We start from the raw sequence: 24,230 nt of genomic DNA, 5'->3' as shown, positions 1-24,230 counted from the left end.
TGACACACTCGTTTCAGTAGCGCTAGGCTACCAATGTGGCCCCGGATCCGACAACCCCGTCCGCCCGCCAGATCGAACTTCTGGAGAGCGCCTATAAGTACGCGCTGACCCATGGTCTGGCCGAGATGTCGTTGCGGCCGTTGGCGTCGGCGATCGGCTCCAGCCCGCGGGTGCTGCTCTTCCTGTTCGGCAGCAAGGACGGCCTGGTACGCGCGCTGTTGGCGCGCGCACGCTCCGACGAACTCGAACTGATGGACCGCCTGCGCCATGCCGCTGACTCGGATCGCGCCGGATTCGGCGCAGCCGTCGAGCAGATCTGGGGATGGCTCGCCGCCGACGAGCATCAGCCGTTGCTCACACTGTGGGCCGAGGCCTACGCCCGCTCACTGGTGGAAGCAGACGGCGCGTGGGCGGGTTTCGCGCGTGACACAGTCGAGGACTGGCTGGAAGTCTTGGCGGAACATCAAGCGCCGCAAGACAAGAGCAGTGCCGAAGGCATCGCGCGTCGTACCCTGGCGCTGGCCGTGCTGCGCGGTGGCCTGCTCGATCTACTGGCCACCGGCGACAAGGAGCGAGTTGACCGCGCGGTCCGCCTACACCTGGCCACATTGGGCACCTTCTGACGGCGAGCAGACATGGCGGTCCCGCAACCGCGGCGTGTCGCGGACTTGAGTGTCTGCTCGCCGGAGAAAGTCTTGCCGGAGAAAGTCTTGCCGGAGCTAGCCGGTGTAGGTGGCCGGATCCGGTCGGAACCGGGTTCCGTCGTCGAGCCCGTTGAGGGTCGTCATCTCGTCGTCGGTCAGCTCGAAGTCGAACACGCCGAGGTTGGAGGCGATCCGGTCGGGGTTGGTCGACCGGGAGATGACGATGTTGCCCAGTTGGACGCTCCACCGGATCAACACCTGGGCCGCGGTCTTGCCGTGCGCGTCGGCGACGGCCGTGATGGCCGGGTTGTCCAGGAGGTTGCCGACGCCGAGCGGGCTGTAGGCCTCGGTGGCGACGTTGTTCTCGGCGTTGGCGGCGCGCCAGGCGCTCTGATTGAGCAGCGGATGCAGCTCGATCTGGTTCACCGCCGGTGTGTAGAACGTCAGGCCGATGATGGTCGACAGGTCCTCAGGGCTGAAGTTCGCGACCCCGACCGAGCGCGACACACCGTCTTCCTTGACCTTCATCAGACCGCCCCAGCTGTCGACGTACTTGCTGGTGTCGCCGGCGGGCCAGTGGATGAGATAGAGGTCGACGTAGTCCAGGCCGAGCCGTTCGAGGCTGGCCCGGGCGGCGTTCTGCGAGGACTTGTAGCCCTGATCGGGCGTGGCCAGCTTCGTGGTCACGTAGATCTCCTCGCGTGGGATGCCCGACGCGGCGATCGCCCGCCCGACCCCAGCCTCGTTGCCGTAGGAGGCCGCGGTGTCGATCAACCGGTAGCCCGCCTGCAATGCGGCCGAAACCGCCTGCTCGGCTTCGGAATCCGACAGCGCCCCGACTCCCAGACCGACGACCGGGATCGTATTGCCGTCATTGAGAGTGATGGTGGGAATCGCCGCCCCGTCCGATGGGGTCATGTCACCTACCCTGTGAAATTGAAGGTTCGAGGATCGGGACCCAACCGGGTGCCGTTCTCGAGCGACGCGATGGACGCGATGTCCTGCTCGCTGAGCTCGAAATCAAACACGTCGAAATTGCTCGCAATCCGTTCGGGGTTCACCGACTTGGGGATGACGATATTACCCAGCTGGATATGCCACCTGATAAGCACCTGGGCCGGTGTTTTCCCATGTGCGGCGGCAATCTCGGTGATGACGGGATCGGCCAGCAGCGAGCCTTGGCCCAGCGGGCTCCACGCCTCGGTGGCGATCCCGAGCTGGGTATGAACCTCGCGAAGCTCGCGCTGCGGCAGCAACGGGTGCAGTTCGATCTGGTTGACCGCGGGCACGATGCCGGTGGAGTCGATCAGGATCTTCAGATGCTCCGGTTCGAAGTTGCTCACGCCGATCGACCGGATGCGGCCCTGATCCCGCAGATGGGCGAACGCCTTGAAGGTGTCGACGTAGGCGTTCTTGGCGGGCACCGGCCAGTGGATCAGGTAAAGATCCAGGTAGTCCACACCGAGCCGGTCCAGGCTGGCCTCGAATGCGCCCAGGGTGGCGTCGTAGCCCTGGTCGCCGTTCCACAGTTTGGTGACCAGGAACACCTCGTCGCGCGGCACCCCGGCGGACGCCAGGGCCCTACCCGTCTCGACCTCGTTCTGGTAGGCAGCGGCAGTATCGATGTGGCGGTAGCCGGACTGCAGAGCAGCGGTGACCGCGCGTTCGGTCTCGTCCGGAGGGGTCTGCCAGACGCCCAGGCCGACCTGGGGTATGGAATTACCGTCGTTGAGTGCGACGCGTGGGTTCACAGAGGGAGCTGCCATGAGTGAAAGTCTGCCAGGCCGGGGCACTGCCAAGCAGGTCCTGCTGCGCCGGGCGACAAAGCTCACGTTCGCTGCGTTGCCGCGTATCCCCGAACGGAGCAAGCGACTTCTGCTCGGCGGCCGCCCGGTCGAACTGGACGGCAACACCCTGGACTCCACGCTGCAGATGCTGCTGTTGGCGCAGCGCGCCGCCGGACAGGGTGGTCTGGTCGGCGACTTCCGGCCCGACTGCGGCGTGGAATCGTCACGCGCTCAGCTGCGGGCGCAGGCATCCCTGTTGAGCCCGCCGATCCGTGCTGACGTCTCGGAGATGTCGATTCCCGGGCCGGCCGGACCGATTCCGGCGCGGCACTACGTGCCGGACGGATCGGGCCCGGCCCCCACATCGGCGCTGCTGGTGTTCTTTCACGGCGGTGGATTCGTGCTGGGAGACCTGGATACCCACGACAGCCTGTGCCGGCTGATCTGCCGTGACGGCGGAATCCAGGTGCTGTCGGTGGACTACCGGCTGGCCCCCGAACACAAGGCCCCGGCCGCCGCCGACGATGCCTATGCGGCCTACCAGTGGGCTTTGCAGCACGCCGCGGGCCTGGGTGCGACGCGCATCGTGGTCGGTGGGGACAGTGCGGGCGGCAACCTGGCCGCCGTCGTCAGCCAGCGGGCCCACACGGACGGTCTGCCCCTGCCCGATCTGCAACTGCTGCTCTACCCGGTCACGGATTTCTCCAGCCAGACCCGCTCGCGCACGTTGTTCGCCGACGGGTTCTTCCTGACCAAGCGCGATATCGACTGGTGCTTCGGCCACTACCTGGGTGGCTCCGACGTCAGTCCCGAGGACCCCATCGTGTCTCCTCTGCTCACCGAGGACCTGGCGGGACTGCCGCCCGCCCTGGTGTTCACGGCGGGTTTCGACCCGCTGCGCGACGAGGGCAACCGGTATGCCGCGGCCCTGAGAGAGGCTGGAGTGCTGGTCGATCTTCGCGAGGAGCGCTCCCTGATTCACGGCTTCGGCAACTTCTTCCCGCTCGCCGGCGGCAGCGCCACGGCAACCACCGCGATGATCTCAGCCCTGCGGGCACATCTCAGCCACGCCTGAGGCCCACACCTGAACCGCCGGTACGCTTGGCGCCGTGGCCAAACCCAAGAAGACCGCCAAGTACGACCTGAAGGCAGCGGATCGCAAACGGAACCTGCTGATCCAGATCGGCCTGACCGCTGTTGTGGTGATATTCGCCGCGGCGCTGGTGCTCTACATCGTCATGACCGGCAACAAGAAACCGGCTTCCGGTGAAGCCAAGGCCGTCCGGGTGGCTGCGAGCAATGTGATGACCAAAGAGGGCACCAGCGAACCCAAGGTGGTGCTGTCGTTCTACGAAGACTTCCTCTGCCCGGCCTGCGGTAACTTCGAGCGCGCCTTCGGCCCGACCATCAGCAAGATGATCGACTCCGGCGCGGTGGCCGCCGACTATCACATGGTGGCCATCCTGGACCGCTCCGGCGACGGGTACTCGTCGCGCGCCGGTGCCGCCGCCTACTGCGTCGCCGACGAGTCCATCGAAGCATTCCGTCGCTTCCACACCGCGCTGTACACCAAGGAGCTGCAGCCCCAAGAAGGTGGCGGCATCTATCCGGACAACGCGCGGCTCATCGAACTCGCCCGCCAGGCCGGTGCCGCGGGTAAGACGCCCGACTGCATCACCAAGGGCACGTACGTCGACATGGTCAAGGGCATGGCGGCCGCCGCGGGCATCAACTCCACGCCCACCATCCGCATCAACGGCGAGGACTACCAACCGAGCACACCGGATGCGATGGTAGCCAAGGTCAAGGAAATCGTGGGCGACGTGCCCGGGCTGAGTGCCGTCACGCCGCAGGCCCCGGCCGCCGGTGCGCCCGCCGCTCCCGCCGCAGGCGCCCCCGCAGGCAACGCCCCGCCGCGCCGCAGCAGCCGGCCCCGCAGGCAACGCCCCCGCCGCGCCGCAGCAGCCGGCCCCGGCCAAACCGGGTTCGTGACCGTGACCACGGAGTCGCAGGCAGAAGCCGCGCAGTCCGTCGAACAGCCGGGTGTCGAGGTCGCCAAGACCAGCGCCGTATGGGTGCTGATCGCCGGGGTGGTCGGCTTGGCCGCCGCACTGACGCTGACGTACGAGAAGATCGAAATACTGATCAACCCCAAGTACGTCCCGTCCTGCAGCATCAACCCGGTGCTGTCGTGCGGCTCCGTGATGGTCACGCCCCAGGCGTCGGTGTTCGGCTTCCCCAACCCGATGATCGGCATCGTCGCGTTCACCGTCGTCGTGGTCACCGGTGTCCTCGCGGTCGCGAATGTGCGTCTGCCGCGGTGGTACTGGGCGGGTCTGGCGGTCGGCACCCTGCTCGGGGCGGTGTTCGTGCACTGGCTGATCTTCCAGAGCCTCTACCGCATCGGCGCGCTGTGCCCGTACTGCATGGGAGTCTGGGCGGTCACCATTCCGCTGCTGGTGGTGGCTTCCTCGATCGCCCTGGAACCGCTGCACGGCAACGCGGTGCTGCGGGTCATCCATCAGTGGCGATGGTCGCTGGTGGCGCTGTGGTTCACGGCGCTGATCCTTCTGATCGTGGCGCGGTTCTGGAACTACTGGTCGACGCTGCTCTAACGCAGCCGATGTAACACCGCGTAACAATGCTGCGGCTAGGGTTACCCGCGTGATTTCCAAACTCCTGGTGGCCAACCGTGGCGAGATCGCCATCCGCGCGTTCCGTGCGGCGACCGAGATGAACATTGCGACCGTGGCGGTCTATCCCTATGAGGACCGCAATTCGTTGCACCGCCTCAAGGCCGACGAGTCGTATCAGATCGGTGAGGCCGGCCATCCGGTGCGGGCATATCTGTCGGTCGAGGAGATCATCCGGGTGGCCCGCCATGCCGGGGCCGACGCGATCTACCCGGGGTACGGCTTCCTCTCGGAGAACCCCGAGCTGGCCTCGGCGTGCGCGGAGGCGGGCATCACGTTCGTCGGCCCGTCGGCCGAGGTGCTGGAGCTCACCGGTAACAAGGCCCGTGCGATCGCGGCGGCGCGCGCGGCGGGTCTGCCCGTGCTGGCGTCCTCGGAGCCCTCGGCCTCGGTCGACGAGCTCGTGGCGGTGGCCGCCGGGATGCAGTTCCCGTTGTTCGTCAAGGCGGTCTCCGGTGGTGGCGGCCGCGGTATGCGCCGGGTGAGCGATCCCGCCGCGCTGCCCGAGGCCATCGAGGCGGCCAGTCGCGAGGCCGAATCGGCGTTCGGTGATCCGATGGTCTACCTGGAACAGGCGGTGATCAATCCCCGCCACATCGAAGTGCAGATCCTGGCCGACACCCAGGGCGATGTGATCCACCTCTTCGAGCGCGACTGCAGCGTGCAGCGACGCCACCAGAAGGTGATCGAGCTGGCGCCCGCCCCGAATCTGGATCCCGAGGTGCGCGAGCGGATCTGTGCCGACGCGGTGGCGCTGGCTCGGCAGATCAACTATTCGTGCGCGGGCACCATCGAATTCCTGCTCGACGAGCGTGGGCATCACGTGTTCATCGAGTGCAATCCGCGAATCCAGGTGGAACACACGGTGACCGAGGAGATCACCGATGTGGACCTGGTGTCCTCCCAGTTGCGCATCGCGTCCGGAGAATCGCTGCAAGACCTTGGGCTGAGCCAGGATTCGGTGAAGATCCGCGGGGCGGCGCTGCAGTGCCGCATCACCACCGAGGACCCGGCCAACGGTTTCCGCCCCGACACCGGGCGTATCACGGCCTACCGTTCGCCGGGTGGCGCCGGTATCCGGCTGGACGGCGGCACCCACACCGGCGCGGAGATCGGCGCGCATTTCGACTCGATGTTGGTCAAGTTGACCTGCCGCGGCCGGGATTTCGCGACGGCGGTGGTGCGGGCGCGGCGCGCCTTGGCGGAGTTCCGGATCCGCGGTGTGTCGACCAACATCCCGTTCCTGATGGCGGTGCTCGATGATCCCGATTTCCGGGCCGGCCGCGTCAACACGTCGTTCATCGATGAGCGTCCGCAGCTGCTGACCGCCCACACGCCTGCCGACCGCGGCACCAAGATCCTCAACTACCTGGCCGACGTCACGGTCAACAAGCCGCACGGGCAGCGTCCGTCGACGGTGTATCCGCAGGACAAGTTGCCTGCCGTGGACCTCACGGCGGCACCGCCCGCGGGTTCCAAGCAGCGGCTGGTCGAGCTGGGGCCCGAGGGCTTCGCGCGGTGGATGCGGGAGAGCCCCGCGCTGGGCGTGACGGATACGACGTTCCGCGATGCACACCAGTCGCTGTTGGCCACCCGGTTGCGCAGCACGGGTCTGCTCAAGGTGGCGCCGTACGTGGCTCGGTCGATGCCGCAGCTGCTCTCGATCGAGTGCTGGGGTGGAGCGACTTACGATGTGGCGCTTCGCTTCTTGAAGGAAGATCCGTGGGAGCGGCTGGCCGCTCTCCGCGAAGCGGTGCCGAACATCTGTCTGCAGATGCTGCTGCGAGGCCGCAACACCGTCGGCTACACCCCGTATCCGGAGCTCGTCACCTCGGCGTTCGTCGAAGAAGCGACGGCGACCGGCATTGACATCTTCCGGATCTTCGACGCGCTCAACAACGTGGAGTCGATGCGACCGGCGATCGATGCGGTCCGCGAGACCGGAACGGCCATCGCCGAAGTCGCGATGTCCTACACGGGTGACCTGAGCGATCCGGCCGAGCAGCTCTACACCCTGGACTACTACCTGAAGCTGGCCGAGCAGATCGTCGCCGCCGGAGCTCACGTGCTGGCGATCAAGGACATGGCCGGGCTGCTGCGTCCGCAGGCCGCGGCCGCGTTGGTGTCGGCGTTGCGCTCCCGGTTCGATCTGCCGGTGCATGTGCACACCCATGACACCCCGGGTGGGCAGTTGGCGACGTATCTGGCCGCCTGGCAGGCGGGTGCGTCGGCCGTCGACGGGGCCGCCGCCCCGCTGGCCGGGACGACGTCTCAGCCGGCGCTGTCGGCGATCGTGGCAGCGACCGCGCACACCCCGTACGACACCGGCCTGTCCCTGCGCGCGGTGTGCGATCTGGAGCCGTACTGGGAGGCGCTTCGAAAGGTGTACGCGCCCTTCGAGTCCGGACTGCCGGGCCCGACCGGCCGGGTCTATCACCACGAGATCCCGGGTGGGCAGCTGAGCAATCTGCGGCAACAGGCCATCGCACTGGGCTTGGGCGACCGGTTCGAGGATGTCGAGAACGCCTACGCCGGCGCCGACCGTGTGCTGGGCCGGCTGATCAAGGTGACCCCGTCGAGCAAGGTCGTCGGTGATCTGGCGCTGGCCCTGGTCGGCGCGGGCGTGACGGCCGATGAATTCGCCGCCGAACCGGCCCGCTACGACATCCCCGACAGTGTCATCGGTTTCCTGCGTGGCGAACTCGGTGACCCGGCGGGCGGGTGGCCGGAGCCGTTGCGCACCAAGGCTTTGGCGGGGCGAGGTCCCGCCAAGCCCGAGCAGCCACTGTCGGCCGAGGACGAGGCCCTGCTGGCCACGCCCGGCCCCAAACGCCAGGCCGCCTTGAATCGCCTGCTGTTCCCGGGGCCCACAAAGGAATTCGAGGCGCACCGCGAAGAGTACGGGGACACTTCGCAATTGAGCGCCAACCAGTTCTTCTACGGGCTGCGGCAGGGCGAAGAGCACCGGGTCGAGCTGGAGAAGGGTGTTCAGCTGTTGATCGGGCTCGAGGCGATCTCCGATGCCGACGAGCGCGGGATGCGCACGGTGCTGTGCATTCTCAACGGCCAACTGCGTCCGGTGCTGGTGCGCGACCGCAGCATCGCCAGTGACGTCCCGGCCGCCGAGAAGGCCGACCGCAACAACCCCGACCATGTCGCGGCCCCGTTCGCCGGTGTGGTCACCGTCAACGTCAAGGTCGGTGAAGTCGTCGAGGCCGGTGCGACCATCGCCACCATCGAAGCCATGAAGATGGAGGCCGCGATCACCGCACCCAAGGGCGGCACCGTATCCCGCGTGGCCGTGGCACCCACCGGTCAGGTGGAAGGCGGTGACCTGCTGGTGGTGGTCGGTTCGGCGGGCAGGATCGAAGCGACTGGGGGATCAGCCTGACCCGCATCGTCTCCGGCAGCTATGGCGGGCGCCGCATCGCGGTGCCCGCCCGGGGCACCCGGCCGACCACGGACCGCGTGCGCGAGTCGCTGTTCAACGTGCTGGCAGCCCGTCTCGACCTCGCGGGTGTCGCTGTGCTCGATCTGTATGCGGGCTCGGGTGCCCTTGGGCTGGAAGCGCTTTCGCGGGGTGCGGCGTCGGCACTGTTCGTCGAGTCCGATCGGCGGGCGGCCGCCGTCATCGCCGACAACATCGCCGCGCTCGGCGTGAGTGGCGCAACGGTGCGGTGTGCGCCGGTGGCCACCGTAATCGCCGGCGCCGCAGCACGTCCGGTCGACCTGGTGTTCGCCGATCCGCCCTATGAGGTCGCCGTCGCTGATGTCGAGGCGCTGGTCACCGGGCTGGCCGCCGCCGGCTGGGCCCGGCCGGGCACCGTGATGGTCATCGAACGGGCGGCGTCGGGACCGTCGGTGCGCTGGCCGCAGGGCTGGGAGCCGTGGCGGGAGCGTCGCTACGGGGACACCCGCGTGGAGTTCGCCGAACTCGCGTAGCGTGCTGCCTCATGAGTGGCGCCGTATGCCCAGGATCCTTCGACCCCGTCACCCTCGGCCACGTCGACATCTTCGAACGGGCCGCCGCGCAGTTCGATGAGGTCGTCGTCGCGGTTCTGGTGAACCCCAACAAGAAAGGGATGTTCGATCTCGACGAGCGCATCGCGATGATCGTCGAATCCACCGAACATCTCCCGAACCTGCGAGTCGAGTCCGGGCAGGGGCTCGTGGTGGACTTCGTGAAATCGCGGGGGCTGACGGCCATCGTCAAAGGTCTGCGCACGGGCACCGACTTCGAGTACGAGCTGCAGATGGCGCAGATGAACAAGCATGTGGCCGGGGTCGACACCTTCTTCGTCGCCACCACCCCGCGGTACTCGTTCGTTTCGTCGTCACTGGCCAAGGAGGTCGCGTCGCTGGGCGGCGACGTCTCGGCCCTGCTGCCCGAACCGGTCAATCGGCGGTTGCAGGCCAAGCTGGCCGCGCGGTGATCACCGGCGGGTGCGTCGAGTGTGAGCAACGCCTGACAACCCGCTATCGGTAGCGACACACCGACAATCCTCCCGAGTCACAGGCGTAACACCAGGCACACTGGTCACTAACAACGACGCCTGGAGGGTATAGCCGTGTACCGAGTTTTTGAAGCGCTCGACGAGCTGGGCGCCATCGTCGAAGAAGCGCGTGGCGTACCGATGACCGCGGGCTGCGTGGTTCCGCGCGGCGACGTCCTGGAACTGATCGACGACATCAAAGACGCCATCCCCGGCGAACTCGACGACGCGCAGGATGTGCTCGATGCGCGCGACTCGCTGTTGCGTGAGGCCAAGGAGCACTCCGAATCCGTGATGGCGAAGGTCAACGCCGACGCCGACGGCATGATCAACCACGCCAGAGGCGAAGCCGACCGGCTGCTCGCCGATGCCAAGTCGCAGGCCGACCGCATGGTCGCCGAGGCCCGCCAGCACAGCGAACGCATGGTCGGTGAGGCTCGCGAGGAGGCCGCGCGCGTCAGTGCGGCGGCGAAGCGGGAATACGAGGCCAGCACCGGGCGCGCCAAGGCCGAGGCCGACCGCCTCATCGAAAGCGGCAACCTCTCGTACGAGAAGGCCGTCCAGGAAGGCATCAAGGAGCAGCAGCGACTCGTGTCGCAGACCGAGATCGTCGCGACCGCAACCGCCGAGGCGACCCGGCTGGTCGACGCCGCGCACGCCGAAGCCGACCGGCTGCGCGGCGAGTGCGACATCTACGTCGACAGCAAACTGGCCGAGTTCGAGGAATTCCTCAACGGAACGCTGCGCTCGGTCGGCCGGGGCCGCCACCAACTCCGCACGGCGGCCGGAACACACGACTACGCCACGCGGTGATCGCCCCGGGCGCCGTGGGCGTTATTTTCGGCTGACACGGCCGCCGTAGGATTGCTGCATGGCGACGCACGCAAACGCGGGAAGGCACCGCGGTCCACGGTCGCCGCTGGTCATCAACATCTCCCGACTCGGCCGGCGACCCGGCTCGATGATGACTCACCGCGAAACGGTGCCGAGCCCGGTACGTATCGGTGTGGAACTCATCGCCATCGAGGCGGGTGCACCGCTTGAGCTGGACCTGCGGCTGGAATCTGTCTCCGAGGGGGTGCTGGTGACCGGAACGGTTGCCGCGCCGACGGTCGGTGAATGCGCACGATGCCTGACGCCGGTCACCGGCGACATCGAAATCGACCTCACCGAACTGTTCGCCTACCCCGACAGTGCCACCGACGAGACCACGGACTCAGACGAGATGGGTCGGGTCATCGACGACACCGTCGATCTTGAGCAGCCCATCGTCGACGCCGTCGGTCTGGCGCTGCCGTTCTCTCCGCTGTGCGGGCCGGACTGCGCGGGACTGTGCCAGCAGTGCGGCGTCCCGCTGGCCACCGCCGAACCCGGGCACCACCACGAGCAGCTCGACCCGCGGTGGGCGAAGTTGGCCACGTTGCTGCCGACGGACGACGGGGACCAGCACCAGGCATGAGTGAAGCGCATGCACAGCTGCTGGAGGCACTCGGGGTCGTGCTTCCCAGTGAACTGCTGACCATTGCGCTGACCCATCGCAGCTACTCGTATGAACACGGCGGGCTGCCCACCAACGAGCGGCTGGAATTCCTCGGTGACGCCGTGCTCGGGCTCACCATCACCGAGGAGCTGTATCACCGTCACCCGGACCGATCCGAGGGCGATCTGGCCAAGCTGCGGGCCAGCATCGTCAACACCCAGGCGCTGGCCGATGTGGGCCGTGGCCTCAGCGACGGGGGCCTCGGTGCGCACCTGTTGCTGGGCAAGGGTGAGGAGAACTCCGGTGGCGCCGACAAATCCAGCATTCTCGCCGATGGTGTTGAATCCTTGCTCGGCGCAATCTATTTGGAGCATGGCCTGGGTACCGCCCGTGAGGTGATCCTGCGGCTGTTCAGTGAACTTCTCGACACCGCACCGACTTTGGGCGCGGGTCTGGATTGGAAGAGCAGCCTGCAGGAGCTGACCGCCGCGCGCGGCATGGGTGCGCCGGTCTATCTGGTCAGCTCGACCGGCCCCGATCACGACAAGGAGTTCACCGCGACGGTCGTGGTCGCCGAGGCTGAATACGGCAGGGGAGTGGGCCGCACCAAGAAAGAAGCCGAACTGAAGGCCGCCGCGGCAGCCTGGCAGGCGCTCGACGATGGGTGATCGGTGCCCGAACTCCCTGAGGTAGAGGTCGTTCGGCGGGGGCTGCAGGAGCATGTCGCGGGCAAGACCATCACCGCGGTACGTGTGCATCATCCGCGGGCGGTGCGCAGGCACGAGGCAGGCCCTGCCGATCTGACCGCCCGACTGCTCGATGTGCAGGTCACCGGCACGGGCCGGCGCGGAAAGTACTTGTGGCTGACGCTTTCTGACGGGTCGGCGTTGGTGGTGCACCTCGGCATGAGCGGCCAGATGTTGTTGGGGCCCATCGCCGATGACCGTCATCTGCGGATCGCCGCGCTGTTCGACGACGGCACCGCGCTGAGTTTCGTGGACCAGCGGACATTCGGCGGCTGGCAGTTGACCGACCTCGTCGACGTCGACGGCTCCGCGGTTCCTCAGCCCGTCGCGCATATCGCGCGTGACCCGCTCGATCCCCGCTTCGACCGCGATGCCGTCGTTACGGTGTTGCGGCGCAAGCATTCCGAGATCAAACGCCAGCTGCTGGACCAGACCGTGGTGTCGGGCATCGGCAACATCTATGCCGACGAGGCGTTGTGGCGCACCAAACTGAACGGGGTTCGGCTGGCTTCGTCGCTGCCGCGCGCGCGGCTCGGGGAGCTGCTCGACGCGGCCGCCGAGGTGATGACCCAGGCGCTGGCGCAGGGCGGTACATCGTTCGACTCGCTCTACGTCAACGTCAACGGTGAATCCGGGTACTTCGAGCGGTCATTGGATGCCTATGGCCGCGAAGGGGAGCCCTGCCGACGGTGCGGCGCGGTGATGCACCGCGACAAATTCATGAACCGGTCGTCGTTCTACTGTCCGAAATGCCAGCCGCGCCCGCGGGCGCGGCGGTAGGTCAGGGCAGCGACGGCAGATTCGCCAGCCCCGGCGAATCTGTGGTGCACAGCTTCCAGTCACCGCTCTCCTTGCGGAAATAGATGGTGCTGGTGTTGCCGCCGGCTTCGACCTTGGCCGTGGCCCGGTCGCCGTTGACCTCGATGTCGCTGATCTTGGCCGACCCGGACGGCGCCTTGATGGTGGGCTTGGGCACGTTGATGCCGTACTTCTCCAAGCCGCTGGTGTCGATGGCGTCGAGAATCTTGCGGTCGCCGGCGCAGACATACTTCTTCATGTCCGAGATGCTGTTGCCGGAATTCCCGATGTTCTTGAGCAACTGGCCGATTGCGCGCTCGTCACCGGACGGCATCATCATCACGACCACGACGCCGATGATCGCCGCGACAGCCACCACCGCCGCGACGGCGCCACCGATGATCAGCCCCTTGCGGCTGCCACCGCTGTGCTGCGGCGGCATGCCGTAGCCGTACGGAGGCTGGCCGTACTGCGGAGCGCCGAACTGCTGACCGCCGTACTGCGGCGCACCGAATTGCGGCGGACCGGGATACTGCTGAGGACCTCCGTACTGTTGCGGCGGCCCGTACGGCTGGGGCGGCTGATGCTGTGCCCACGGGTCGTGCGGTCCGGACGGAAATGTCATCGTGCTCCTCAGCAGAACGGCGGTACGTCGAGTTTATCGTCCGTCCGGCCTATCACACGGTCGCAGAGCCGGGGGCGTTCCGCGGACGTAGGAGCAAAACGTGCCTTCCCTCGGGGAATAGCCGGTCGTCGCAGCGTGTAGAAATACCGCATGACTGAACTGTGGGTGGAACGCACCGGCGTACGCCGCTACACCGGGCGCAGCTCCCGGGGGGCAGAGGTGCTGGTCGGCAGTGAAGACGTCGATGGCGTGTTCACCCCCGGCGAGCTGATGAAGATCGCGCTGGCGGCGTGCAGCGGGATGAGCAGCGACGCCCCGCTGCGGCGCCGTCTCGGCGACGACTACGCCACCACCATCCGGGTGACCGGCCCGCCCGACCGCGAACAGGAGCGGTATCCGCTGCTGGCCGAGAGGCTCGAGGTCGACCTGTCCGGGCTCTCCGAGGATGAAAGGGCCAGGCTGCTGACGGTTGTCGAGCGCGCCATCGACCAAGTCTGCACCGTCGGGCGGACCCTGAAATCGGGCACCGAGGTGAGGTTCGAGGTTGTGGACAAGGTCACCACGGCGTGACCGGCCCGGAACCCCCGCAGCGCCCGGTGCGGCTCAGCGCCTGGGTGCACGGCCACGTCCAGGGCGTGGGGTTCCGTTGGTGGACCCGGGCCCGGGCGCTGGAACTGGGCTTGACGGGGTTTGCCTCCAACCGGCCCGACGGCCGCGTCCACGTCGTGGCGCAAGGCCCGCGCGCCGCCTGTGAGCGTCTGCTTGACCTGCTGCAGAGCGGCAAAACCCCAGGTGTAGTGGACAACGTCGTCGTCGATTGGTCCGATGCGGGCACACCGATGACGGGCTTTCACGAGCGGTAGCCGACTCGGCGGTAGGGTAAGTCGCCGTGCACCTCAAGAGTCTGACGCTGAAGGGCTTCAAGTCCTTCGCCTCGCCGACGACTCTGCGCTTCGAACCGGGCATCACCTGCGTTGTCGGCCCCAACGGGTCGGGTAAATCCAACGTCGTCGACGCCCTGACCTGGGTGATGGGCGAGCAGGGCGCCAAGACGCTGCGCGGCGGCAAGATGGAAGACGTCATCTTCGCCGGCACCAGTTCCCGCGCGCCACTGGGCCGTGCCGAGGTCACCCTGACCATCGACAACTCTGACAACGCGCTGCCCATCGAGTACTCCGAGGTGTCGATCACCCGCCGGATGTTCCGTGACGGCGCGGGCGAATACGAGATCAACGGCAGCAGCTGCCGGCTGATGGACGTGCAGGAACTGCTCAGCGACTCCGGTATCGGCCGCGAAATGCACGTCATCGTCGGCCAGGGCAAGCTCGCCGAGATCCTGGAATCGCGTCCCGAGGACCGCCGTGCGTTCATCGAGGAAGCCGCGGGCGTGCTCAAGCACCGCAAACGCAAGGAAAAGGCGGTCCGCAAGCTCGACTCGATGGCCGCCAACCTCGCCCGGCTCACCGATCTGACCACCGAACTGCGCCGTCAGCTCAAGCCGCTGGGCCGCCAGGCCGAGATGGCGCGCCGGGCAGCGACCATCCAGGCCGACCTGCGTGACGCGCGGCTTCGGTTGGCGGCCGACGACCTGGTCACGCGGCGCACCGAGTTCGAGAACACCAACCAGGCCGAGAACACGCTGCGCCGCGAGCACGAAGTGGTCGCCGCCCGGTTGGAGGCCGCGACGGTCGAACACGACACGCATGAGGCCGCGGTCGCGGAACTGACCCGGCGCGCCGAAGCCGCGCAACAGACCTGGTTCCGCGCCTCGGCACTGGCCGAGCGGGTCAGCGCCACCGTGCGCATCGCCACGGATCGGGCTCAGCTGCTGGAGGCGGAGCCGGAAACCTCGTCGGGCCGTGATCCCGAGGAACTCGAGGCCGAGGCCGAAGAGGTCGCCGAGCTCGAAATGGAATTGCTCGGTGAGCTGGAGATGTCGCGCATCACGCTGGAGACCGCGCGCGCCGAACTGGCCGAGCGCGAACGCCTGGCAGCCGAGGCCGAGCGCGCACATCTGGCCGCGGCCCGTGCCGAGGCCGACCGCCGTGAAGGGCTGGCCCGGCTGTCCGGGCAGGTCGACACCATGCGCACCCGGGTCGAGTCGATCGACGAGAGCGTGATGCGAATCTCGGTCAACATCGAGGAGGCCGCCACCCGCGTCGAGCAGACCAAGGCCGAGTTCGAGACCGTGCAGGGCCGCGTCAGCGAACTCGACGCCGGGGAGGTGGGCCTCGACGACCACCACGATCGCACCGTGACCGCGCTGCGGCTGGCCGACGAACGCGTCGCAGAACTGCAGGCCGCCGAACGCAGCGCAGAACGTCAGGTGGCCTCGCTGCGGGCCCGCATCGAGGCCCTCTCGGTCGGTCTTGATCGCCGTGACGGCGCCGCGTGGCTGCAGAAAAACCGCAGCGGCTCAGGTCTTTTCGGCTCCATCGGGGATTTTCTCAAGGTCCGCGGCGGATATGAGGTGGCGGTCGCGGCCGTGCTCGGAGCGGCTGCCGACGCCTTGGCCGCCGAGGACTTCGGCGCCGCGGCATCAGCCGTCGCCGCCCTCAAGGAGTCCGACGGCGGCCGGGCCGCCATCCTGCTCGGCGACTGGCCCGTCAACGGATCGTCGCAGGCCGCGGCGCTGCCCGATGGCGCGATCTGGGCGGCCGACGTCGTCACCGTTCCCGATCGGCTGCGCGGTGCCATCGCGGCGATGCTGTCCGGGGTCGCGGTGGTGTCCGACATGGCAGCCGGTCTGCGGTTGGTCTCGGAGCGTGCCGAGCTGCGTGCGGTCACCGCCGACGGCGACCTGGTCGGCGCCGGCTGGGTCAGCGGTGGATCGGACCGCAAGCCCAGCACTCTGGAGATCGCTGCTGAGATCGACAAGGCCCGCACCGAACTCGAGGCTGCCGAGAAGCAGACGGGCGAATTGGCCGCAGCCCTGTCCGGGGCGCTGGCCGAGCAGGCCGCGCGGCAGCTCGCCGCCGAGCAGGCGCTGGCCGCGCTCAACGAGTCCGACGCGGCGATCTCGTCGATCTACGAGCAGTTGGGCCGCCTCGGTCAGGACGCCCGCGGCGCCGAGGACGAGTGGAACCGGTTGATCCGACAGCGCGATGAGCTCGAAGCCGGCCGCACCAAGACCGTCGAAGAGCTCGTCGAACTCGAAGCCCGGTTGCACGGGGCCGAACAGACCCCGATGTTCGAGGCCGAACCGGTCGACCGGCAGGAGTCGGTGGCCGCGGCCGATGCCGCCCGGTCGGTCGAGGTGGAAGCCCGGTTGGCGGTCCGCACCGCCGAGGAGCGCGCGAATGCCGTTCGGGGCCGGGCGGATTCACTGCGCCGGGCGGCAGCGGCCGAGCGTGAGGCCAGGCTGCGGGCACTGCGGGCCCGCGAGGCCCGCGAGCAGGCCGCCAAGGTCGCTGCGGCCGTCGCCGAGTCGGGACGCCTTGTGGCGCAACGCTTGAGCACTGTGGTGGCAGCGGCCGGGCGGGCACGAGACGGGTTGGCCACCGAGCGCCAGATGCGCGCTGCCGCGCTGGCGAAATCGCGCGACGAGGTCAATGAGCTCGGCACCAAGATCAATCAGTTGACCGACGCGTTGCACCGTGACGAAGTGGCCAAAGCGCAAGCCTCGCTTCGCATCGAACAGCTGGAGGCTCAGGTCCTCGACCAGTTCGGGATGCCGACAGCCGATCTGATCGCCGAGTACGGCCCGCAGGTGCCGCTGCCGCCCACCGAGCTGGAGATGGCCGAGTACGAGCAGGCCCGGGAACGTGGCGAGCAGGTCACCGCACCGGCGCCCATGCCGTTCGACCGGCCCACCCAGGAACGCCGGGCCAAGAAAGCCGAACGCGAACTCAACGAGCTGGGCCGGGTCAACCCGCTGGCGTTGGAGGAGTTCGCCGCCCTCGAGGAGCGTTACAACTTCCTGTCGACCCAGCTCGAAGACGTCAAGGCGGCCCGTCAAGATCTACTCGACGTCATCGCCGACGTCGACACGCGCATCCTGCAGGTGTTCACCGAGGCCTACATCGATGTCGAGCGCGAATTCGAGCAGGTGTTCTCCACGCTGTTCCCGGGCGGGGAGGGCCGGCTGCTGCTGACCAACCCCGAGGACATGCTCACCACCGGCATCGAGGTCGAGGCCCGGCCGCCGGGAAAGAAGATCAAACGGCTCTCACTGCTCTCCGGTGGGGAGAAGTCGCTGACCGCGGTGGCGATGCTGGTGGCGATCTTCCGGGCCCGCCCGTCGCCCTTCTACGTGATGGACGAGGTCGAGGCCGCTCTCGACGACGTCAACCTGCGCAGGCTCATCAGCTTGTTCGAGCAGCTGCGCGAGAAGTCACAGCTGATCGTGATCACGCACCAGAAGCCGACCATGGAGGTCGCCGACGCCCTGTACGGCGTGACAATGCGGGGCGACGGCATCACCACGGTGATCTCCCAGCGGATGCGTGGCCAGGAGTTGGTGTCCAGCTCCGGGTCTTGAGCCCGGACCGTCGGCCGATCTGACCCGCCGCGCAGGGGCTTGGGCCGCCACCGCGCCGTCGGTTCATGGGTGCCCCACTGCCGTGGGTGCGGGGCAGATCGTCGAGCGGCGGCACCCCTGCGACAATGGCTGCCGTGTCGGAAGGTCTGTGGATCGCGATAGCGGTCATTGCTGTTCTGCTGGTTACTGCGCTCGTTGTCGGATTGGTTCGGTACCGACGGCGGCGGATCAGCCTGTCGGGCCCGGACACCACCGCCAAGCCCATCGACCGCTCAGGCGGGTACACGGCGTCCTCGGGCATAACGTTCAGCCAATCGGCGACCGCTCCGCCGGCTCCTCCCAAGGCGGCGCCTCCGAAGGTGGAGCGCATCGACACCAGCGGGTTGCCCGCGGTCGGTGACGATGCGACGATCCCGCGGGACGCCCCGAAGCGTCCCATCTCCGACGTGCGGTTGCCCGAACCCCCCGTCGAGGAGGCCGCGCCCCCGGTAGAACGCCCGGTCGAGGACGCCCCGACGGCCGAGGCCGAACCGGTCGTGGACGAGGCGCCGGCGCCCGCCGAAGCGGAGGCGCCCGTCGCGCCCGAGGCGCCCGTCGCGCCCGAGGCGCCTGTCGCGCCCGCGGCGCCCGTCGCGCCTGCGCTGGAGGAGATCGCACCGACCGAAGGCCGCCTGGATCGGCTGCGTGGCCGGCTGTCGAAGTCTCAGAACGCGCTCGGCCGCAGCATGCTGGGGCTGCTCGGTGGCGGTGACCTCGACGAAGACTCCTGGGAGGAGGTCGAGGACACGCTGCTGATCGCCGACCTCGGACCGGTCGTGACCGAATCTGTTGTCGCTGCGCTGCGTTCAGAGATGGCCAGCAAGGGGGTGCGGACCGAGGCCCAAGCCCGCGCGGTGCTGCGCGACGTCCTCATCTCCGAACTGCGACCCGAGCTGGACCGCTCGATTCGTGCCCTGCCGCATGCCGACAAGCCATCGGTGTTGCTCGTGGTCGGTGTCAACGGCACCGGTAAGACCACCACCGTCGGGAAGCTGGCGCGCGTCCTGGTGGCCGACGGCCGCCGCGTGGTGCTGGGTGCCGCCGACACCTTCCGAGCGGCCGCCGCCGACCAACTCCAGACCTGGGCGGCGCGGGTGGGCGCCGATGTGGTGCGCGGCCCGGAGGGGGCCGATCCTGCGTCGGTCGCGTTCGACGCGGTCGACGAGGGCATCTCCACCGGTGCCGACGTCGTGGTCGTAGACACCGCCGGGCGGCTGCACACCAAGACCGGTCTCATGGACGAGCTCGGCAAGGTCAAGCGGGTGGTGGAGAAGCGCGCTGCCGTCGACGAGGTGCTGCTCGTCCTGGACGCCACCATCGGGCAGAACAGCCTGCCGCAGGCCAAGGTGTTCGCCGAAGTCGTCGACATCACCGGCGTGGTGCTGACCAAGCTCGACGGCACGGCCAAGGGCGGCATCGTGTTCCGCGTGCAGCAGGAACTCGGCGTCCCGGTCAAGCTCGTCGGTCTCGGTGAGGGGCCCGACGATCTGGCCCCGTTCGAGCCGGGCGCGTTCGTCGACGCCCTCCTCGGCTGAGCTCTCCGCGCCAAAAGCGCACGGTGTAACACCGGCGAAACGCGACCCGGGCATCCGTTCACGCGAGCGAAACACGACGGCGTCGTCGCCGAAACATCTACTCAGCATTGTCTTGAACCAGGTCAACGGTTCGTAAATCCTTGCGGCCGTGGCGTGGTGAAGGAGGAAACTGCGAGTGGAGCAATTCCCGTTGATGGGCGCACCGGATACCGGTGACACGGCGTGGATGCTGGCCAGTGCGGCGCTTGTGCTGTTGATGACGCCGGGCCTGGCCTTCTTCTACGGCGGCATGGTGCGCGCCAAAGGTGTGCTCAACATGATCATGATGAGCGTGAGCGCCATGGGCGTGGTGACCGTGCTGTGGGTGCTGTACGGCTACTCAGTTGCCTTCGGCAACAACACCGCCGGGGTGATCGGTGACCCGGCCCAGTTCTTCGGCCTCAAGGGGCTGATCGGCACGAACGGATCGGCGGACGCGCCCATCGCGCTCGCAGGCACCATCCCCGCCACCGTGTTCGTCGGCTTCCAGTTGATGTTCGCGATCATCACCGTCGCGCTGATCTCCGGCGCTGTCGCCGACCGGCTCAAGTTCGGCGGATGGCTGCTGTTCGCCGCACTGTGGTCGACGATCGTGTATTTCCCGGTCGCGCACTGGGTGTTCGACTTCGACGTCAAGGATCCCAAGACCGACGCCATCATTCACCACGGTGGCTGGATCGCCAACCAGCTCAAGGCAATTGACTTCGCCGGTGGCACGGCGGTGCACATCAACGCCGGTACCGCCGGCCTGGTCCTCGCCATCATCCTGGGCAAGCGGCTCGGCTGGCCGGGTACCCCGATGCGCCCGCACAACCTGCCGTTCGTGATGCTCGGCGCCGGCCTGCTGTGGTTCGGCTGGTACGGGTTCAACGCCGGGTCCGCGGTGTCCGCCAACGGGGCTGCGGGTGCGACCTTCATCACCACGACGGTGGCGACCGCGGCGGCCATGCTGGCCTGGCTGCTCACCGAACGCATCCGGGACGGCCACGCGACCTCACTGGGTGCGGCCTCGGGCATCGTGGCCGGACTGGTTGCCATCACGCCGTCGTGCTCGTCGGTGAACGTCGTGGGTGCACTCGTCATCGGCGTGTCCGCGGGCGTGCTGTGCGCGCTGGCGGTGGGGCTGAAGTTCAAGTTCGGTTTCGACGATTCGCTCGACGTCGTGGGTGTTCACCTGGTCGGAGGCATCGTCGGCACGCTTCTGGTCGGCCTGGTGGCCACCAAGGAAGCGCCCGCCGGAGTCGCCGGCCTGTTTTACGGCGGCGGGTTCGACCAGCTGTGGCGACAGGCGGTCGGGGCCGGTGCGGTTCTACTCTATTCGGCGGTGGGTACCGCTATCTTGGCGTTGATTGTCAAATACACCGTGGGCCTGCGCCTGGACAAAGAACAGGAGGCGTCCGGCATCGATGAGGCCGAACATGCGGAAAGCGCGTACGACTTCGTCGCTGTCGGAACCGGATCTGTTCTCGGTCGTCGCGGCGGGGAGGAATAAGGAAATATGAAGCTGATCACTGCGATCGTCAAACCGTTCACTCTGGAAGACGTCAAGACCGGTCTGGAGCAGACGGGAATTCTCGGCATGACGGTCAGCGAGGTCCAGGGGTACGGCAGGCAGAAGGGGCACACCGAGGTCTACCGGGGCGCTGAGTACTCGGTGGACTTCGTGCCGAAGGTGCGGGTCGAGGTCGTCGTCGAGGACTCCGCGGTGGACAAGGTCGTCGACGTCATCGTGCAGGCCGCCCGCACCGGCAAGATCGGCGACGGCAAAGTCTGGGTCAGCCCGGTGGACACCGTCGTCCGCGTGCGCACCGGGGAGCGGGGCGCCGACGCCCTGTAGCCGCGGTCGGTCGAGGGCGTGATCGACCGACTCTCCCGGCCAGGCACCGTCGCAGCGCTGGTAGGTAATTGGCCGGGGGAGGGAGTCGAAAATGTTTGAGCAGCAACCAGAGTCCGCGTACGGGCGCTCGCGCGAGGAGCCGGATTCGTTGCGGCCTGCCACCGATCTGGCGGCGGCCACCGCGCAATTGCTTTCGGGTGCACGCCAACTCGACGCGTCGGCACTGCGCGACGCACTGCTCGATCTGTACGAATTCTGGCTCGTCACAAAGGCAACCGAGATCGGTGTCACCGCCGACAGCGGGTTCGCCATAGTGGCCTCCGGCGGGCTCGGGCGCGGCGAGATGCTGCCGTACTCGGACCTGGATCTGATGCTGTTGCACAACAACATGCCGACCGAAGTGGTCAGCGAGGTCGCAGAGAAGTTGTGGTATCCGTTGTGGGACGCCAACATTCGCCTCGACCACAGCGTGCGCACGGTGCCCGAGGCATTGCGGGTGGCCAATGACGACATCTCGGTGGGCCTGGCGATGCTCGAGGTCCGCCACATCGCCGGCGACGCGGACCTGTCCTCGCTCCTGGTCGGCGGCGCGCGCAGGCAGTGGCGCATCGGCGTCGCGTCGCGGTTCGACGAACTTGTCACGCACGCGCAGGCCCGTTGGGAGCGCAGCGGGCAGATCGCGCACCGCGCCGAGCCCGATCTCAAGTCCGGCCGCGGCGGGCTGCGCGACGTCCAGCTGCTCAACGCGCTGGCCATCGCGCAGCTGGCCGATGTGTACCCCAGCCGGGCACTGGCGTCGCCGATCGGAACGCTCGGTGATGCCCACCTGGCGTTGCTCAACGTGCGCACGGAACTGCACCGGGTGTCCGGCCGCGGCCGGGAGCTGTTGCTGGCCCAGCACGCGGACGAGATCGCTGCGGCGCTGCGCATCGGGGACCGGTTCGACCTGGCCCGGGTGCTCTCCGACGCCGCCCGTACGGTCAGCTACTACGTGGACGCGGGGATTCGCACCGCCGCCAACGCATTACCCCGGCGTGGCTTTGCCGCGTTGCGCCGGCCGGTGCGCCGACCGCTCGACGAGGGCGTCATCGAATACGCCGGTGAGGTGATCCTGGCCCGCGATGCTCGGCCGGAACGTGACCCCGGCCTGATCCTGCGTGTCGCCGCGGCCTCGGCCACGACGGGGCTGCCGATGGCCGTATCGACCCTGGGGCGACTGGGGGAACGGGCACCTGAACTGCGCACGCCATGGCCCCGGCAGGCCCTCAAGGATCTACTGGTTCTCCTCGCATCGGGGCCCGCCGCTGTCGCGACCATCGAGGCGCTGGACCGGACCGGTTTGTGGGGCAGGCTCTTTCCCGAGTGGGGGGCCGTGCGCGACCTACCGCCCCGAGATGTCGTGCACATCTGGACCGTCGACCGGCATCTCGTTGAAACAGTCTCGCGGGCAAGCGCTTTCACCACCCGAGTGTCTCGTCCAGACCTGCTGCTGCTCGGCGCGCTGTGTCACGACATCGGCAAGGGCCGCGGCGGGGACCACAGCGTGATCGGCGCCGAACTCGCAACGCAGATCGGCACACGGCTGGGCCTGTGGCCATCCGATATCGACGTGCTGTCGAAGCTGGTGCGCCACCACCTGCTGTTGCCCCACACCGCCACGCGCCGGGATCTCCAGGACCCCAAGACAATTGATGCCGTCGCCGAGACGCTCGGCGGTGACCTGGTGCTGTTGGAGCTGCTCGCCGCGTTGGCCGAGGCCGATTCGCTGGCCACCGGCCCGGGTGTCTGGGGCGATTGGAAGGCGTCGCTCATCGGCGATCTCGTGCGTCGCTGCCGGCTGGTGATGGTGGGTGAGCCGCTGCCGCAACCGGATCCGATCGAGCCGAGGTTCGTTGCGCTGGCCGCCGATGGCGGCGTGCACGTCGAACTGGCCGCCGGCGACGGTCAGCACATCTACAACGTCACGATGATCGCTGCGGACCGGCGCGGTCTGCTGTCCAAGGCCGCCGGGGTGCTGGCGTTGAATTCCCTACGAGTGCACTCGGCTTCGGTGAACAGCCATCAGGGCTCGGCGATCAACACCTTCGTGGTGTCGCCGCTGTTCGGCTCGCCGCCGGAGGCCGGGCTGCTGCGGCAGCAGTTCATCCTCGCCCTCGACGGGGAGCTCGACGTGCTCGGCACGCTGCTGGCGCGCGAGCGCGAGGCCGCGCAGTATCCGACCACCCGGGCGGGCGAGATCCTGGCGGCGGTCCCGGCCAATCATGTTCCGGCGCCACCGCGCATCCTGTGGTCGGACGGCGGGGCGCCGGGGGAGTTGGTCGTGCAGATCCGCAGCGCCGACCGGCCCGGGCTGCTGTCCCGATTGACCGCGGTGTTCGAGCGTGACGGCGTCGACATCGCCTGGGCGAAGGTGACGACGCTGGGCTCCTCGGTGCTCGACGCCTTCGGTATCACGGTTCCGGACCAGGACTCCGCCGGCTCCAGCCGGACCGCACTGCGCGAGGAGCTGCAACGCGATCTGTACGCGATCCTGCCGGCGCCGCCCCCGGCCAAGCCGGCCAAACCCGCCGAGCAGGCCAGTTGACCGCTTACCTGCGGCTCAAGCTCGCCAAGCCCTGAGCCGCAGGCCGCCCGTTGGTTCGTCCGTCAGTCGCGGAAGAGCCGGTCGAGGAACCGGTCAAGCGGACTGTTCGGGAAATGACGGTCGACAAAGCGGTCGAGGTCATGGCGAACAAGGACGGGATGTGGCCGAGGATGGGTCGGTTGGGCCTGCGCGATGCCCGCGCCGAGCCCCAGTCCCGCACCGGCCAGCATCAAGGCCAACACCGTCAACCCGGCGGACTTGCGCAGGCGCGTGATTCCAGTAGTTGTGTTCATGGCCGCTTCCTCCTGAATGTGTGAAGTGATGATCAGAGGGTCGACCCGTTCTGTTCACGAGCCAGGGCAGGCAACCGTTCACCGGGGCAGGCCGGTCGATGGGCCATGATTGGGCGCATGACCGAATTCGGGGGATATGGATCAAGTCATGGGTTTT

At 67.9% G+C, this 24,230-nt stretch carries 21 protein-coding genes and 1 pseudogene; 18 read left to right on the top strand and 4 right to left on the bottom strand.

Annotation, left to right across the window (positions count from 1 at the left end; all coding sequences use genetic code 11):
* Positions 1–35 precede the first annotated feature (35 nt).
* Entirely contained in the window at positions 36–623 is a 588-nt protein-coding gene (locus BTO20_RS23415) for a TetR/AcrR family transcriptional regulator (protein WP_087078486.1), read from the top strand.
* A 96-nt stretch (positions 624–719) separates the two neighbouring features.
* On the opposite strand, the gene BTO20_RS23410 is transcribed toward BTO20_RS23415, so the two are convergent.
* Both BTO20_RS23410 and BTO20_RS23405 read right to left on the bottom strand, forming a co-directional pair.
* A complete protein-coding gene (locus BTO20_RS23410; RefSeq protein WP_087078485.1) occupies positions 720–1,562 on the bottom strand; it encodes an aldo/keto reductase in 843 nt (280 codons plus the stop codon).
* A gap of 5 nt (positions 1,563–1,567) precedes the next feature.
* Positions 1,568–2,395: an aldo/keto reductase gene (locus BTO20_RS23405; protein ID WP_087082540.1), complete on the bottom strand. Its 828-nt coding sequence runs from the start codon at positions 2,393–2,395 to the stop codon at positions 1,568–1,570.
* A gap of 13 nt (positions 2,396–2,408) precedes the next feature.
* On the opposite strand from BTO20_RS23405, the gene BTO20_RS23400 reads away from it, so the two are divergent.
* The 10 genes and pseudogenes from BTO20_RS23400 (at position 2,409) to mutM (ending at position 12,623) form a co-directional block, all read left to right on the top strand.
* Positions 2,409–3,506: an alpha/beta hydrolase gene (locus BTO20_RS23400; RefSeq protein ID WP_087078484.1), complete on the top strand. Its 1,098-nt coding sequence runs from the start codon at positions 2,409–2,411 to the stop codon at positions 3,504–3,506.
* 34 nt (positions 3,507–3,540) lie between these two features.
* A pseudogene (locus tag BTO20_RS23395) lies at positions 3,541–4,281 on the top strand (DsbA family protein); the annotation flags it as partial.
* A 138-nt stretch (positions 4,282–4,419) separates the two neighbouring features.
* Positions 4,420–5,046, top strand: coding sequence for a vitamin K epoxide reductase family protein (locus tag BTO20_RS23390; RefSeq protein ID WP_087082538.1), 627 nt, complete (start codon positions 4,420–4,422; stop codon positions 5,044–5,046).
* Between the two features lie 49 nt (positions 5,047–5,095).
* Entirely contained in the window at positions 5,096–8,515 is a 3,420-nt protein-coding gene (locus tag BTO20_RS23385; protein ID WP_087078483.1) for a pyruvate carboxylase, read from the top strand.
* Complete coding sequence (gene rsmD, locus BTO20_RS23380; RefSeq protein ID WP_087078482.1) at positions 8,512–9,066, top strand: 16S rRNA (guanine(966)-N(2))-methyltransferase RsmD; 555 nt, start codon at positions 8,512–8,514, stop codon at positions 9,064–9,066. Before BTO20_RS23385 ends, rsmD begins: the two co-directional genes overlap by 4 nt.
* Before the next feature lie 11 nt (positions 9,067–9,077).
* Positions 9,078–9,557 (top strand): pantetheine-phosphate adenylyltransferase, encoded by a 480-nt coding sequence (coaD, locus tag BTO20_RS23375; protein WP_087078481.1) that lies wholly within the window; start codon positions 9,078–9,080, stop codon positions 9,555–9,557.
* Positions 9,558–9,692: 135 nt separating this feature from the next.
* The gene (gene sepIVA / locus BTO20_RS23370) at positions 9,693–10,430 is read left to right on the top strand and encodes a cell division protein SepIVA (RefSeq protein WP_087078480.1); all 738 of its coding nucleotides are present in this window, start codon (positions 9,693–9,695) and stop codon (positions 10,428–10,430) included.
* Between the two features lie 58 nt (positions 10,431–10,488).
* The gene (locus BTO20_RS23365) at positions 10,489–11,076 is read left to right on the top strand and encodes a YceD family protein (RefSeq protein WP_087078479.1); all 588 of its coding nucleotides are present in this window, start codon (positions 10,489–10,491) and stop codon (positions 11,074–11,076) included.
* Positions 11,073–11,765: a ribonuclease III gene (gene rnc, locus BTO20_RS23360; RefSeq protein WP_087078478.1), complete on the top strand. Its 693-nt coding sequence runs from the start codon at positions 11,073–11,075 to the stop codon at positions 11,763–11,765. Before BTO20_RS23365 ends, rnc begins: the two co-directional genes overlap by 4 nt.
* 3 nt (positions 11,766–11,768) lie before the next feature.
* Positions 11,769–12,623 (top strand): bifunctional DNA-formamidopyrimidine glycosylase/DNA-(apurinic or apyrimidinic site) lyase, encoded by an 855-nt coding sequence (mutM, locus tag BTO20_RS23355; protein ID WP_087078477.1) that lies wholly within the window; start codon positions 11,769–11,771, stop codon positions 12,621–12,623.
* 1 nt (position 12,624) lies between these two features.
* Here the strand turns inward: mutM and BTO20_RS23350 are convergent, their stop codons facing one another.
* A complete protein-coding gene (locus tag BTO20_RS23350; RefSeq protein WP_232490832.1) occupies positions 12,625–13,266 on the bottom strand; it encodes an Rv0361 family membrane protein in 642 nt (213 codons plus the stop codon).
* A 150-nt stretch (positions 13,267–13,416) separates the two neighbouring features.
* Here BTO20_RS23350 and BTO20_RS23345 point away from each other — a divergent pair, with 150 nt between their 5' ends.
* The 7 genes from BTO20_RS23345 (at position 13,417) to BTO20_RS23315 (ending at position 23,780) form a co-directional block, all read left to right on the top strand.
* Positions 13,417–13,836 (top strand): OsmC family protein, encoded by a 420-nt coding sequence (locus tag BTO20_RS23345; protein ID WP_087078476.1) that lies wholly within the window; start codon positions 13,417–13,419, stop codon positions 13,834–13,836.
* Positions 13,833–14,129 (top strand): acylphosphatase, encoded by a 297-nt coding sequence (locus BTO20_RS23340; protein WP_087078475.1) that lies wholly within the window; start codon positions 13,833–13,835, stop codon positions 14,127–14,129. Before BTO20_RS23345 ends, BTO20_RS23340 begins: the two co-directional genes overlap by 4 nt.
* Positions 14,130–14,155: 26 nt before the next feature.
* Entirely contained in the window at positions 14,156–17,746 is a 3,591-nt protein-coding gene (gene smc / locus BTO20_RS23335; RefSeq protein ID WP_087078474.1) for a chromosome segregation protein SMC, read from the top strand.
* 125 nt (positions 17,747–17,871) lie between these two features.
* On the top strand, positions 17,872–19,320 hold the full coding sequence (gene ftsY, locus BTO20_RS23330; RefSeq protein ID WP_087078473.1) for a signal recognition particle-docking protein FtsY: 1,449 nt from the start codon (positions 17,872–17,874) through the stop codon (positions 19,318–19,320).
* 175 nt (positions 19,321–19,495) lie between these two features.
* Positions 19,496–20,851 carry an ammonium transporter gene (locus BTO20_RS23325; protein WP_198344032.1) on the top strand — a complete coding sequence of 452 codons (1,356 nt, stop codon included), beginning with the start codon at positions 19,496–19,498 and terminating at the stop codon, positions 20,849–20,851.
* A 6-nt stretch (positions 20,852–20,857) separates the two neighbouring features.
* Positions 20,858–21,196 carry a P-II family nitrogen regulator gene (locus tag BTO20_RS23320; RefSeq protein ID WP_018600748.1) on the top strand — a complete coding sequence of 113 codons (339 nt, stop codon included), beginning with the start codon at positions 20,858–20,860 and terminating at the stop codon, positions 21,194–21,196.
* 91 nt (positions 21,197–21,287) lie between these two features.
* On the top strand, positions 21,288–23,780 hold the full coding sequence (locus BTO20_RS23315) for a [protein-PII] uridylyltransferase (RefSeq protein ID WP_087078472.1): 2,493 nt from the start codon (positions 21,288–21,290) through the stop codon (positions 23,778–23,780).
* Positions 23,781–23,842: 62 nt separating this feature from the next.
* Here the strand turns inward: BTO20_RS23315 and BTO20_RS23310 are convergent, their stop codons facing one another.
* Positions 23,843–24,073: a hypothetical protein gene (locus BTO20_RS23310; RefSeq protein ID WP_087078471.1), complete on the bottom strand. Its 231-nt coding sequence runs from the start codon at positions 24,071–24,073 to the stop codon at positions 23,843–23,845.
* Between the last annotated feature and the right edge of the window lie 157 nt (positions 24,074–24,230).

This window comes from Mycobacterium dioxanotrophicus, assembly GCF_002157835.1.
GTDB classification, from domain to species: Bacteria; Actinomycetota; Actinomycetes; order Mycobacteriales; family Mycobacteriaceae; genus Mycobacterium; species Mycobacterium dioxanotrophicus.
This window is presented reverse-complemented; position numbering and strand designations above follow the sequence as displayed.

Bases quoted from the DNA above. Each gene is read 5' to 3' on its own strand.
- rnc (WP_087078478.1), top strand. From the start codon at position 11,073: ATGAGTGAAGCGCATGCACAGCTGCTGGAGGCACTCGGGGTCGTGCTT.
- BTO20_RS23350 (WP_232490832.1), bottom strand. From the start codon at position 13,266: ATGACATTTCCGTCCGGACCGCACGACCCGTGGGCACAGCATCAGCCG.
- BTO20_RS23310 (WP_087078471.1), bottom strand. From the start codon at position 24,073: ATGAACACAACTACTGGAATCACGCGCCTGCGCAAGTCCGCCGGGTTG.
- BTO20_RS23365 (WP_087078479.1), top strand. From the start codon at position 10,489: ATGGCGACGCACGCAAACGCGGGAAGGCACCGCGGTCCACGGTCGCCG.
- BTO20_RS23320 (WP_018600748.1), top strand. From the start codon at position 20,858: ATGAAGCTGATCACTGCGATCGTCAAACCGTTCACTCTGGAAGACGTC.
- BTO20_RS23400 (WP_087078484.1), top strand. From the start codon at position 2,409: ATGAGTGAAAGTCTGCCAGGCCGGGGCACTGCCAAGCAGGTCCTGCTG.
- ftsY (WP_087078473.1), top strand. From the start codon at position 17,872: ATGGCTGCCGTGTCGGAAGGTCTGTGGATCGCGATAGCGGTCATTGCT.
- coaD (WP_087078481.1), top strand. From the start codon at position 9,078: ATGAGTGGCGCCGTATGCCCAGGATCCTTCGACCCCGTCACCCTCGGC.
- BTO20_RS23315 (WP_087078472.1), top strand. From the start codon at position 21,288: ATGTTTGAGCAGCAACCAGAGTCCGCGTACGGGCGCTCGCGCGAGGAG.
- BTO20_RS23410 (WP_087078485.1), bottom strand. From the start codon at position 1,562: ATGACCCCATCGGACGGGGCGGCGATTCCCACCATCACTCTCAATGAC.
- BTO20_RS23345 (WP_087078476.1), top strand. From the start codon at position 13,417: ATGACTGAACTGTGGGTGGAACGCACCGGCGTACGCCGCTACACCGGG.